This window comes from Aporhodopirellula aestuarii, from assembly GCF_023701485.1.
Taxonomy (GTDB): domain Bacteria; phylum Planctomycetota; class Planctomycetia; order Pirellulales; family Pirellulaceae; genus Rhodopirellula; species Rhodopirellula aestuarii.
This window is the reverse complement of record NZ_JAMQBK010000007.1, coordinates 17,543-30,923: the sequence shown is the minus strand read 5'-3', so window position 1 is coordinate 30,923 and position 13,381 is coordinate 17,543. Positions and strand designations below refer to the sequence as shown.

At 57.2% G+C, this 13,381-nt stretch carries 9 protein-coding genes; 4 read left to right on the top strand and 5 right to left on the bottom strand.

Going from position 1 to position 13,381, the window contains the following annotated elements; genetic code table 11:
- Positions 1-35: 35 nt before the first annotated feature.
- Complete coding sequence (locus NB063_RS01515) at positions 36-458, bottom strand: hypothetical protein (RefSeq protein WP_250926966.1); 423 nt, start codon at positions 456-458, stop codon at positions 36-38.
- Positions 459-468: 10 nt separating this feature from the next.
- On the bottom strand, positions 469-1,392 hold the full coding sequence (locus tag NB063_RS01510; RefSeq protein ID WP_250926965.1) for an AraC family transcriptional regulator: 924 nt from the start codon (positions 1,390-1,392) through the stop codon (positions 469-471).
- 21 nt (positions 1,393-1,413) lie between these two features.
- Here NB063_RS01510 and NB063_RS01505 point away from each other — a divergent pair, with 21 nt between their 5' ends.
- From NB063_RS01505 to NB063_RS01490, 4 genes are all read left to right on the top strand, one after another.
- Positions 1,414-1,665, top strand: a complete 252-nt coding sequence (locus NB063_RS01505; RefSeq protein WP_250926964.1) for a hypothetical protein — start codon at positions 1,414-1,416, stop codon at positions 1,663-1,665.
- Between the two features lie 283 nt (positions 1,666-1,948).
- Entirely contained in the window at positions 1,949-2,716 is a 768-nt protein-coding gene (locus NB063_RS01500) for a ribonuclease H family protein (protein WP_250926963.1), read from the top strand.
- Positions 2,717-2,795: 79 nt separating this feature from the next.
- On the top strand, positions 2,796-5,000 hold the full coding sequence (glgB, locus tag NB063_RS01495) for a 1,4-alpha-glucan branching protein GlgB (RefSeq protein ID WP_250926962.1): 2,205 nt from the start codon (positions 2,796-2,798) through the stop codon (positions 4,998-5,000).
- A gap of 498 nt (positions 5,001-5,498) precedes the next feature.
- Positions 5,499-6,428, top strand: a complete 930-nt coding sequence (locus tag NB063_RS01490; RefSeq protein WP_250926961.1) for a hypothetical protein — start codon at positions 5,499-5,501, stop codon at positions 6,426-6,428.
- Between the two features lie 293 nt (positions 6,429-6,721).
- On the opposite strand, the gene NB063_RS01485 is transcribed toward NB063_RS01490, so the two are convergent.
- The 3 genes from NB063_RS01485 to NB063_RS01475 all read right to left on the bottom strand — a co-directional run bounded on the left by NB063_RS01485 (position 6,722) and on the right by NB063_RS01475 (position 13,369).
- A complete protein-coding gene (locus NB063_RS01485) occupies positions 6,722-8,230 on the bottom strand; it encodes a DUF1501 domain-containing protein (protein WP_407652522.1) in 1,509 nt (502 codons plus the stop codon).
- 29 nt (positions 8,231-8,259) lie between these two features.
- The gene (locus NB063_RS01480) at positions 8,260-11,814 is read right to left on the bottom strand and encodes a PSD1 and planctomycete cytochrome C domain-containing protein (RefSeq protein WP_250926959.1); all 3,555 of its coding nucleotides are present in this window, start codon (positions 11,812-11,814) and stop codon (positions 8,260-8,262) included.
- Between the two features lie 301 nt (positions 11,815-12,115).
- The gene (locus tag NB063_RS01475; protein WP_250926958.1) at positions 12,116-13,369 is read right to left on the bottom strand and encodes a hypothetical protein; all 1,254 of its coding nucleotides are present in this window, start codon (positions 13,367-13,369) and stop codon (positions 12,116-12,118) included.
- Positions 13,370-13,381 lie beyond the last annotated feature (12 nt).

Here is a 13,381-nt window from a genome sequence, read left to right as displayed (position 1 = left end):
ATTAAGGAGGTAATGGGTAACAACAATGCGATAGTCTACGAGTTAGCCAGCCCTTTGGCTCCCCGTAAACAAATCAACCCTTCGCTCCATCTGTCAAAGAGTTCTTTCCGTTCCGATTCGGCTTCAAAAACACGCACGTTGCTAAGATTCTGTCGCAGATCCTCGCGGACGAGCCCAAAAAGTCGGTGGTAAAGCGGATCGGGTGTGGGAGCGTCGGTGTCGGCATCGGGCGATGCGACGCCGTCAGCGCTCGCATCAGGATTCACGCGGGCGGTGACTTCGAATCGGTACACCTGTAACCAACCAGGACGTTGCACGGCGACCAATCGTACGGCCTCGAACTTCGCGGTGTGACCAAAATAACCGTTGCTGGTGAGGTGGCCTCGAATGGACATCTCCATGTCGCGGTCACCACACCAATCGTCCCATTTTTTGCGGAGATGTTGCAGCCAATTCATGTCAAGTTTCTCAATCGTCCGAGACAGATGCTCGCATCGCTGAACGCACCTTCGTCAGCTCCTTCGGCGGAATGCCATACACGCGTTTAAACGCTCGGGAAAATTGAAACGCGTCTGAAAACCCTAACCGGTCCGCAACCTCTTTGACTAACAGTCGTTCTTCGATGAGAAGCTCCGCGGCGTGATTCATTTTTTTGCGCAGCAAGAACTGATAGGCCCCCACCCCGCCAAAACGTTTGAACAAACGCGACACGTGAATCGGCGACAAATCACATTTTGCCGCCACATCTTCGGCGGTTCGCAATTCCATGTAGTTTTCTTCGATTTCATCACGGACACGGCGGTAAGTGTCATAGGCTCGCGATATCGCTTGTCCTTCGCCAACGCGTCGCTGGCGAATTTTCAACATCAACAATTCCGCGAGCGATCGACAAACGTCGGGCGTCCATTCGCTGTCACTCCGTGCCTCGCGATCGAGACTCTCAAAGATCTCAACAAATTCGTGCAGCGCGATCACGCGAAGTGGTTTCGAATCGAGCAGTCCGGCATCAGTCAACCGTCGTTTGGTTTGTCGCCCCGCGATGTCGATGTAGTACTTTCGCATCGTGTGAACCGAATCGGTCCAGATGCGATGATGGGTACGTGGTCCATACGCAAACACCACGCCCGGCTGGAGTGAAAAGGTGTTCCCGTCGAGTTCGAGTTTGCCCGCTCCCTCGGTCACCATTTCAATTCCGTAAAACGGGAACTGCGTCCGCGACACCATGTACTCGGGTGTCATCCGCTCGACGCCCCCGCAGACGACCGTCAACGCCGACTGGGGCGCGGGATTCAGATCGAGGTAGTAGCGGCGTGCGCCGGAAACCTGCTGCGAGACGAATGTGGGTTCAGCCCCGGGCTCGGGTGCGGAGGTTTCCGGCGAAAATTCTTTCATTCTTCCATGTTAAGAATCCTCATGCCGGAAACAACCCACCGGATGCGCGGTGCCGTTTCCCTGCGTCTTCGCACGACGCTCGAACGACGCCGCCCGCGTGCTCGCCAGACGCCGCCTGCGGGGCTTGGCCGGTTGTGCGAATTGCGGCGAATCCGCCGATTCGAGCGGGCCGGTTGTCCGCCGGCCGCTGGCCTACTCGCTCAAGACACAGTCCCTCCTGGCTTAAAAAATGCCGGTTATGCGAGTCATCCCGGTTGTCCACCGCGATGTTAATTTGCGTAGACGTTTTGGATCAGGACAGCTCGGGTGAAGCCGCTGAGATTGACGAAACCAACACTTGTCGAGTTGTTGGCCGGACCGGGCAAAGCCCCTCGACGACAGGCGTTCGCAGCCGTGACATCCCTCCCACACCGCCGCAAACGCTCGCAAAGCCGGCGGCGGCCCGAGACTCTGGTTCTTCCCACGACCAGGGCGACTCGGGCCGCCGCCCGAAAATTGTCCTCGCATCGACCTCCCTTTCGCATGCAATCCGCCGACGGGCGGACCAAAACCTCCTATGACAAACGACTCCACCCCAACGACGCCGGAATCTCTCGCTCTGGACCGACTCGCATTCGCCGAGCGGGCGGTCGCCGAGGCCCTCAATCCCTCGATGGACGTTCCCCATGTCTCGCCGGTGCCGAACTTGGCATCTTTGTTGCTCGTCGTCTCCGCTCAGAGCACGACGCTCGACGACGGACGTTGGCAGTTCGCGATCGAGACTGCAGGAGGCGATCCGATACTTGAAGCCGAGGACCGCGAACGGGGGGATCTCAACCGTTTGACGCTCCTGGCGGCCGTACGAGGGCTCGAAGCGATCGACGGGCCATCTGGGGTGACATTACTTAGCCACAATCGCTATCTCATCCGTTCACTAACGGACTCGCTTCCACGTTGGCGGCGTAGCGATTTCGTTTGGGATCACTTCGGCAGGCGGGTCGAAGTCCAACATGCCGATCTGTGGCGGCGGATCGATCACGCGCTCGGGATTCATGAGGTGCAGGCCTGTTTGTTGACGGCCCGCATGGTCAGCCGTCCCGATGCGGCCACCCCGTCGAACCGAATCACCATGCCCGCCAAGCATCGTATCCAAGACCAGTCGTCCGGCCTGAGCCAGACCTCGATCTCGTGCCGCTCTCCGATTTCCAGGATCGAGTCCGCACACCCGGCCCACATGGCACCGCACACCGGCAATCGGCTCCGCGATTGGCTCCTTCAGTCAGCCGTCGACACCAGCCAACGGGCGCACCGGATCGCAATGATCGGTCAAGATCGCCCCCAATAACGATTCATCATTCTCTTTTTTGTTCATTTATTCCACATTCACACGCTCCGGCCCCCTTTTAACGTCTTGCAGACACCGCATGAATACGCAACTCTCCCTCTCCAGCATCCAATCGCTTCTTGACGGGAATGTGTCCGATCCCGGCAGTTTGCTTGGTCGGCACACGGTCGACTATCGTGGAACGAAAGCGACCGCGATCCGCATGTACGAACCTGAAGCCCAGTCGATCTGGGTGGTGGATTCGACCACCGGGGCAAAACGCCCGATGCGTCGATTGCATCCCGAGGGTGTGTTTGAAGCCATTTTTGACGAAACTCCAGAGAGCAATTACAAGGTCGAAATGATTGACAAACAAGGTAAGACTGTCCAAACGAGCGACCCGTATGCGACCCCGAGTCTGCTTACCGACTTTGACCGCTATCTGATCGGCGAAGGCCGGCATCACGGGCTCTACGAACGCCTCGGCGCTCAATTGCGAACCGTCAACGGCGTCGAAGGCGTTAACTTTTCCGTGTGGGCCCCGAACGCGAAAGCGCTCCAGGTCGTCGGCGATTTCAACGGATGGGATGGTCGCCAACACGGCGCCCGCCGTCTGCCGAACCTGGGCATTTGGGAATTGTTTATCCCAGGAGCCCATCCGGGCCAACGCTACAAATTCCGCATCCAGAGCCAGCAGGGCCAATGGGCAGACAAGTGCGACCCGCTCGCGTTCGCGTCGGAACTGCCACCTCTGACGGCGAACATCATCACCGACATCAACTCGTACGCCTGGAGCGATGGCGATTGGATGCACGACCGTGCCGAATTCGATCCGCTGCACGCTCCCATCAACGTGTACGAAGTCCACCTCGGTAGTTGGCAAAAAGGCCCCGGACGAAAACACGGCTGGCTCGACTATCGCGATCTCGCTCGCCGTTTGGCTGATTACTGCCACCGGATGAATTTCACCCATGTCGAACTGATGCCGATCAGCGAGCACCCCTACACGGGCTCATGGGGCTATCAGAGCGTCGGCTATTTCGCCCCGACGAGCCGCCACGGCAATCCCGAAGACTTCATGTTCTTCGTCGATCACCTTCACCAAAACGGCATCGGCGTCTTGATCGACTGGGTCCCCGCCCACTTCCCGAAAGACGACCATGGATTGCGCCGGTTCGACGGAACAGCTCTTTACGAGCACGCCGACCCGCGTCAGGGCGAACATCCCGATTGGGGAACGATGATTTTCAACTTCGGTCGCAACGAAGTCAGAAACTTCCTGATCGCCAATGCGTTGTTCTGGCTCGACAAATACCACATCGACGGTCTTCGCGTCGACGCGGTCGCCTCGATGCTGTATCTCGACTACAGCCGTGAAGAAGGCGAGTGGATTCCTAACCGCCACGGCGGACGCGAGAATCTCGAATCGATCGACTTCCTTCGCGAATTCAACGATGCCGTGCATGAAAACTACCCCGGTGTCATCACCGCTGCCGAAGAATCGACGGCATGGCCAGGCGTTTCCAAACCGACGAGTTCCGGTGGCCTCGGCTTCACCTACAAGTGGAACATGGGCTGGATGAACGACACGTTGCGATACATGCGAAACGAACCCATCCATCGCCAATACCACCAAAACGAACTGACGTTCAGTTTGATCTACGCGTTCACCGAAAACTTCATGCTGCCGCTATCGCATGACGAAGTCGTTCACGGCAAAGGCTCACTGATCAGCCAAATGCCGGGCGACATGTGGCAGAAATTTGCGAACTTGCGGTTGCTCTACACTTACATGTGGACGCACCCGGGCAAGAAACTGCTGTTCATGGGCGGTGAATTCGCTCAGTGGAACGAATGGAACGAAGACGACGGGCCGCAATGGCTGCTGCTAGACTTCGCAACGCATCGAGGAGTGCAACAACTCGTCGCGGACCTCAACAAACTCGTGATCGAGAACCCGGCACTTCACCACTTTGACTTCGGCCATGAAGGGTTCGAGTGGATCGATTGCCAAAACGCTCAAGACAGCACGCTGATCTACGTCCGCAAGGCAACGCCAGATTCACCTCCGTTGCTGGTTTGCAGCAACTTCACGCCCGTCGTGCGAGAGAACTACCCGATCGGAGTTCCCGAATCGGGCTTCTGGAAAGAAGTGTTCAACAGCGATAGCGAAGCATACGGCGGTAGCAACGTCGGCAACTATCCCGGACAACACACCCGTGGTATCGGCCATCACGAGCGTCCCGATAGCATCACGGCAACGCTGCCACCGTTGGGCACGACGATCTTCCGATTGGAAAAGTAACGCCGCCCGCGTTCGCGGAAAACTCGATCGCAACGACCTAAAACGCTCGCCTCCTCCCCCTCCCCTGCGACGGAGGCGAGCGTTTTTTCAATTGCATCAGCGTTTCCACTCGCCTTCACCCTGTCTCAGAAGGACCGAGCGAGTGGAGGGTCGAGGGCCCCATCCAGCCGGAGCGCGGGCCGCCGGCCGAAAGCGATCGCGTCGAGCCAGCCACGCCGCACCCTCCGGAACTGCCGACAGTCGTGTATAACGACTGCTCTTCCCACGACGCTATCGTAGCGGGAGTCACCAAGACATCCGGCAACCCATTCCCGAGCCGCGAGAGTCAACGGGCTGTTGATCCAATCGCCATTCGTAATTTGACGATCCGATCAAAACCTGAAGTTTGAGCAGGGAAGCACACACGCTCCCCCTCGCAAGTTTTGGGTGTATCAACCACGACCCGTTGACGGTTTCCGCTAACACAGCTCGCTGCACCGCACCCCAGAATCGATCCACATGCTCGACAACGCTGAATACGTCGAACAGGCCTATCTATTCGAGTTGTTGCGCGAACGGATTGCCGAGCAGACTCCGATGCAGGAACTCCTCGACCAACTCCGCCACGAACTGCTCGCGACGACGCGGTTGCCAATGGCGATCGACTTCATGCTGACCGAGCTGCGACACTCAGGTTTGATGGGCGACGCCATGTCGAGGCTGACGCACTACTTCTCCCCCTTTCAAACTTTCCTGATCCGTGAATCGGAAAGTGAAACAGGGCGGTTCACAATCCACATTGCATTGCAAGTGCTTCACGCCGACGCGCAGTTGCGTGCCAACTACACCGCACAACTCGAGTCGATCGATGTGCAAGGAAACCTCGGCGCGGCGTTCACGACGATCCCGCGCGGCGGAAGAACGATGACACCGGAATCGATGACGCAGCGAGCCCGGAGCGCGTTCTTCTTTTTCCAATTCGAAGTCATCTCGCGCAACCGGCTCGGCTACGACGCCGGACTCAAAGCGATGAGCCTCGACCCCGTCTTCGATGCCCAATGGTCGAAGTGGTTGGTCGACCTGCGAGCCAATGTCGGTTTGGTCGACATGGCCGATCTGTTGTTTCTCGCTAGCGACGAGTATCGCCGCCGCTTGAACGAAGAAGGCCTCGAACTCGAGGGCAAAGGCCCGTTTCTATTCGGCGAAAAAGAAGGCCGCATCGCGCTCGCCAATCGACGCAAAGATCCGATCTACTTGTTCGGCGCAATGCAACGTCATTTGGGATACCCGCCCGTTCCCCGACATGTCAAAGAAGAAACCGATCGCGATACCATCCCCGCCATGCTGCGGCGAATCGAACGACTCGAATCACGCATCAAACTGATGGAACAAGAACAACGCCAAGAGTTCGACCTGAGCAAGTTCTACAAAAAGCCGATCGACGACTAACACTTTGTCAGCGTTAAATTTCGGCGTGGAACCGGACGGCTCGCGGACTGTTGAGTTAGTCGTTTCGCAAACATGAGTGAGCCGACAGCGCTAGCTGCGGGCGTCCAATGCGCGCATCGTAGCCGTAAGGCCCGCGGCTAGCGCCGACGGCTCACTAAATCAACAGCCCGCTCGCGCCGTTCCGCTAAGACGTTTAGCGTCAGAGGATGAGCCCTCCGGTTCAGGCCCCGCCAAGTTCAGGTTGAATGAAGCACCAGACATTCACGACGCCCGATCCGGCACGCAACTGACCGCTATACCAACAACTCGCGAACGACGCGGCTTTGTTCCACGCCGGTGAGCTTCTGGTCGAGCCCTTGGAAAGGGTACGTGAACCGCTCGTGATCAATACCGAGCTGATCCAAGATCGTGGCATTCAGATCGCGGATGTGAACCGGATCGCGAAGGATGTTGTAGCTGAACTCGTCGGTTTCGCCGTGCACGACTCCCTTCCGGATACCGGCCCCTGCCATCCATACGGTGAAACATTTTGGGTGATGGTCACGACCATAATTATCTTTGGTCAGTTTGCCCTGACAATAGATCGTCCGCCCGAACTCGCCGCCCCAGACAACCAACGTGTCATCGAGCAAACCGCGTTGTTTGAGATCTGTTAACAATCCTGCGGAAGGTTGATCGGTGTCGCGGCATTGGTTGGGAAGATCTTTCGGCAACGCACCATGTTGGTCCCATCCGCGATGGAAAATCTGAGTAAAACGTACGCCGCGTTCGGCCATCCGACGGGCCATTAAACAACAATTTGCGAACGTGCCTGGCTTCAAAACATCCGGTCCATAAAGATCGAGAACGTGCTGCGGCTCGTCACTCAAATCAGTCAGATCCGGAACACTCGTTTGCATCCGGAACGCCATCTCATACTGCGCGATCCGAGCGTCGGTTTCAGGATCGCCGATGCGTCGCAGCGTTTCTTCGTTCAAATCTGCCAGCGTGTCGAGCATGCGTCGTCGAACGTTTCGGTCGATCCCCGACGGGTTCGACAAATACAAGACGGGATCACCGCTACTACGCAGGGCGACACCCTGATACCGGCTCGGCAAAAAACCGCTGCCCCATAACCGGTTGTACAACGCTTGAGCTTCCTTGCGTCCCGACCAGGACGCGGTCATCACAACGAACGCCGGCAGATCAGCGTTCTCGGTACCGAGACCATAGCTCAACCACGCGCCCAACGATGCCTTCCCGGGCAACTGATTCCCGGTACAGATGTACGTGATCGCGGGATCGTGATTGACCGCTTCGGTGTACATCGATTTGACCAGTGCAATCTCATCGACCTTGCTCGCCATGTGCGGGATCAACTCGCTCGCCATCGTTCCGTTTTGGCCGTGCGGCGTGAACTCATAGATGCTCGGCGCGATCGGAAAACGAGCCTGCCCGCTCGTCATCGTCGTCAAACGCTGGCCTTGCCGAATCGACTCGGGAAGGTCCTTGTCAAACCAATCCGCCATCGCCGGTTTATGATCCCACATGTCCATCTGGCTCGGAGCTCCCGACATGAACAAGTAGATCGCACGCTTCGCCGCCGGCGGATGGTGTGGCAAATCAGGACGACCGCCAAAGGCCGCGGCGTTGACGGGTTTTTCATCATCCGACGGAACCGCCGATGATGGAGCGGCGGCGAACGCACGCGTCCCTTCAATCGAAGCCAAGGCTGCCGCACCGAGCCCAGCGGCGGAACCCGAAAAAAGCGAACGCCGGGTCATCTGTGAAAGACGAGTTTGCGTCTCCGATGCCGACAGCATTTCGGCGATACGTTGGTCGGATAAGTGACTCATTTGGACACCACCTCATCTGTATTCAATAGGGTACTCGCAACGATGGACCACGCCGCCAATGTCGCATCGGTTGTGCCCGCCAAGGCCGCCGCTTGCTCAAGATCATTGCCGTAATAAATTTTTAAATCGGCAAGCAATGTCGTCAGCAATTCCAATTCATTCCGAGCCGGAGATCGTAACACCACCCGTTCAAACAATGCCCGCATTCTCGCGTCCGAGTTCGTTTCTTCGGATGCGACCACCTGCTTCGCCAAATGCAGAGACGCCTCAAGCGTTTGCGGCTCATTGAGCAACAACAACGCCTGCAGCGGAGTGTTCGTACGCTCTCGCCGTGCCGTGCATGACTCGCGACTCGGTGCGTCGAACGTCGCCATCACCGCGGGCGCGCTCGTGCGTTTCCAGAACGTGTAAACGCCACGCCGATACACTTTGTCGCCTTCATCAGGCACAAACGTTGCCGTGTTGGCACCCGTGTATCCGACCGCAGCCCACAAACCGGCAGGTTGCGGCGGCTTCACACTCGGCCCGCCCAATCGGTTAACGAGCAATCCAGACAAGGCCAGCGTTTGATCGCGAATCACTTCCGCATCCAGCCGGAACCGCGGCCCGCGAGCAAGCAACCGATTCTCCGGATCCGCTATCAGCATCTCGCTCGACGCCCTTGCATCCCGCCGATACGCCCGCGTCATCACCAATCGTTTCATTAACGCCTTGATATCCCAGCCGCTTTCACGGAAGTCGATCGCCAACTCGTCCAGCAATTCGGGATGCGATGGCGGCGTTCCCTGACTGCCAAAATCTTCACTCGTTTTCACGAGCCCCGTACCAAAGAGCTGTTGCCAAAACCGGTTCACCGCCACACGCGCCGTCAGCGGGTTTTGCGGATCGACCAACCACTTCGCGAGGTCCAAACGATCCCTCTTTTCGTTCCCAGCCAGCGGCGGCAGGAACGCGGGAACGTCTCGCTCGACCACGTCACCGAGAGCATCATACTGGCCTCGCATCAACACGTGAGCCTTCCGTGGGGCCTTGGTTTCCTTCCAAACAAGCGTCGACGGAATTTTGTCCTCGGTTTCCTTGCGCAGCGTTTCCATACCTCGCCGCATGTCTTGCAATGCGAGCCACTGTGGCGAGTCACAATACACCTCTCGGTAAAACCGTCGCAGCGATTCCGCGTCCTCGCTGTTGGGCTCAATCGCAACCAGTCGCTGCCGCAAGCTCTCAGACAACTCGACCATCCGCGACGCAAACGCATACGTCAATTTAGCCGAACCATCATGATGAACGTGTTTGATAAACAGATGATTGTCGCCCTTGCGAAGCTTCAACTCATATTTTGCTGATAAGGAATCGAGCTCGTGTTCACCACGAGACTGAGTCACCTTCTTGCCATTGAAGAAAACGACATAGCCATCGTCGCTGCCGATCATCAACTCGAAAGTACTTTCACGAGGCGAATGCAGCGTTTGATGCAGCAACGTTGCCGACGGCCCGTCCTCACGGTGCGGTAATTCGTTCACCGCAACCGCGACAACCTCACCGCTTTGTTGCCAACGAAGCTCATCCTCTCCGATCGTAACGGCCGCTTCGGGCTCAAACGCATCCGCTTTCTCACCGGCAAAGTCCCGGTCGTAGGCATTCGCGGCCTTCTCGACCGAAATGGGCCCAAGCACATGCACTTCCGAAACAGCGATTTTCTGTGACGCCGGGATCGCACTCGCCGATTCGTACACTGTCAAGCGAACGTCTCGCAGGGCATGAGCAGCATGCACGGACTGATAATGCAGCTCGACACGAAGAGTCGTGGGCGCCGCCTCTGTGGACTCGATGGGGGCGGCCAATTGAAACCACGCAGACCGATCGCCCTCGCTCTCGTGCCCGCCAACCGCCCAACCTTGAGTCGCGTCAATTTTTCCGTCAAAGGCGCGTTCAACCGCAAACTTGTCGCCTGTCTGCTGGCGACTAGCAACCCCAGACGCGATCGCGACCGGCATCCATTCTTTGCTGTCTTGATCAAGTACGTGCAAAACGATTTCGCTCAACACCGCGTTGCCATTTTCCGCCGTACCGACGCGTGGATGCTTCTCGTCCGTCAACGCGGCCAGCTCGAGCGTCCGCCAAGTTCCCGGAGGCAATTCGGCTTCGATTTCGATCGTGTCTTTGTCGGCGACCTTTTCGCCGAGATGCACGATCGCGTTATCGACAATGCTTACGTCGGTATCCGACTTCGCCGAAGCAGAACGGATCGAAATCGGTGCCGGCTCATCGTTTGAGGTATACGACAATGATGCGAGCCAATCCGCTTGCGCCGCATCGACCTCCGGAAGGTCTCCGCGGATTTGCTCCGCGAGGAACGCGAGTTCGGCATCGATCTCTGCAAGTTTTTTGCTGTCCTCTTCTGTGGGAATGCGAATCGCCGGTGCGTGGTCCTTCGAGTTCCCGTCCATCGCCCGACCATCGAGCGAATTAAAAAACGCCGACAACGCAAAAAAGTCACGCTGCGTGATCGGATCAAACTTGTGATCGTGACAGACCGCACAGCCGGTCGTCAGTCCAATGAACACAGTACCAAACGCGTCCGTTCGATCGATCACGTTGCGGGTAAACACCTCGTCATAAATCGAGCCGCCTTCGTTCGTGGTGAGGTTGAGTCGGTTAAAACCCGACGCAATTTTTTGCTCAATGGTAGCGTTCGGCAAAAGATCGCCGGCAAGTTGTTCGGTGATGAAGACATCCATCGGCTTGTTTTGATTGAATGAATGGATCACCCAATCTCGGTAAGGCCACATCTCACGATAATTGTCGAAATGCAAACCGTGAGTGTCAGCGTACCGAACCAGATCGAGCCAATAGCGTCCCATGTGCTCGCCGTAGGCGGGAGTCGCGATAAGCTCGTCAACGTAATTCTCATATGCATGGGGTGACGAATCGCTAACAAACCGTTGCACCTGCTCCCACGTCGGCGGCAACCCGGTCAAGTCGAGTGCCACGCGGCGAGCCAGCGTGGTGCGATCCGCGGGACCGTTAGCGACGAGGGAGCGTTCTGCCAACGCCGCGTCGATCCATCGATCAATGTTGTCGACTTCTGCGTTATCCCACCCGCCATCGGAGAGGTCGCTCGCCAACTCAGGCGGCGTCATCTTCACCGGGGGCACGAACGACCAATGAGCTTGGATTTCTGCGCCACCGCGGACCCAATCCTCTAGCATCTTCCGGGCGGACTCGTTGAGCGGTTTGTGATACTCCGGCGGCGGCATGATCATGTCGGGGTCGGTGGTCCGAATCCGCTCAATGATCGAACTTTCTTCCCAATCATCGGTATCAATCACCGATGAGACTCCTTCGGCGATATCAAACCGAATGCCAGACTCACGCTTGTTTTCGTCGGGACCGTGACAGGCAAAACAGTGGTCCGACAGCAGAGGCCTGATGTCACGTTTGAAAGACGGAGCCTTATCGTTCGCCACCAGTCCGTTGTCGGAAACTGCCGTATTGAGCAAAAGCAGAACGATGGTGATTGCAAGACACCGTAATACCATCGAATAGTCCATCGAATTCAGGGGCGGTCGATTGGCGACAGAGCAGTCGCGAGGCGGGAGTCTGATTATAGACCACGATCCCGATTTGTGAAACGGAATAAACAGCCGCAACGACAAACGGAACAACAACGCATCTCCAGTCGCGATATAGACTTACGACCGTATCGACCTGCCGCAAAACGCCAAAACGCCTCCCCCCCGCCAAGAAGTCAAACCCATCGCGACCCCGGAAAAGACGATGCGTCGCGGTCCCCGATGCGTCACCGCACGGCGTTGATGCATACGCCAACCAATGAACCGGAGACGACTATTCCTAGATTTCTTCGTCAACAAAAATGATATGTCGAAAGTAATGCTGCGATTCGAAACTGGCACCGAGTGCGCCGATTAGCAACCCCAACGACGCGGCAAACACCGCCATCTGAGGACGATCGGTCCACACCAATTCCTCCGGTCCGTTCGTGGTTGAAGCCGCCCATCCCGCGATCAATTGCCCCGGAAACAAAAAGTACGCGAGCAAAAAACCAACGGTAAACAACGCAGTCCACGTGGTTGCCATCCCGACAAAAACAATCCCGAGAGCTGACGCCGAAGTCACAATCGATTGCTCCGTTCGCCGTGTGCCTCGCCGGACCAACAACTGCTGGCGGAGCACCACGTAAAACGTCGTCGCAATCATCGACATGACGAACAACGCGAGCAGGCGCACGTGACTTTGTGCGAGCGCCAAATCCCACGCCTCCGCGGTCATGAACAAAATCGCGAGCGTCGAGAAGGACGCGATCGTCAATCGACTCAATCGCTTGGGAAACTCCCACGGCCGAGCGGCCCAAATCGCTTGCAAAATCTCGATGTGATTAATCCATGCTGCACTCAGGGCAAACAACGGTCTAACGAGTGTCCGGCCCGCTCCCTCTTCCAACCGCTGGTCAGCGATCTCGGCGAGCGCCCGCCGCTGACGATCGATGCTTTCTGAGTCCATTCCCGCCATCAAGTCGAGCGCCTGTGCGTTCTGCGGATGAAACATTAGGTCGTTGGGGTGATCGCTTTTGGGCAACCCACACAAGTGACCGATGCCGTGCAACATCAACCGACTCAACCGCCGAGCGATCCGTTCGACACGTTCCTCCCGGTTAGCTTCGACCCCCAACGCGAGCGGATCGATCAATGACAACGACAACACCGCCGCGTCGAGCGGACGACTGATCGCCGCAAAACAAAACGACGAATAGTTGCCGACAAGCTCCGACGCAGTCAGTACGATCGCAAAATCCCAATGACGAGAATCGCGTTCGTCAACCGCTTGCTGCAACAACACACTCGGTTCTACTCGCCCGCTTCCGGATGTGCTGTTGCCAGTCATCTCCGGTCGCTTGATCTCGAAAAAATCAAAGCGGAACTCTACAAACAGTTCGGATAGACGCTGTTCAGTTTGCTCCACCGCCATCCGGGCTGCTCGAGAATCGACCATATCGAGCGGTCCCGCGACAACCACGCCGATTTCGATCAGGGACTTCGGGGATCCTTGCTCGGGTGGTTCCGAAAGAACGGGCAGAGTCGCAGACATAAATGAAATTCT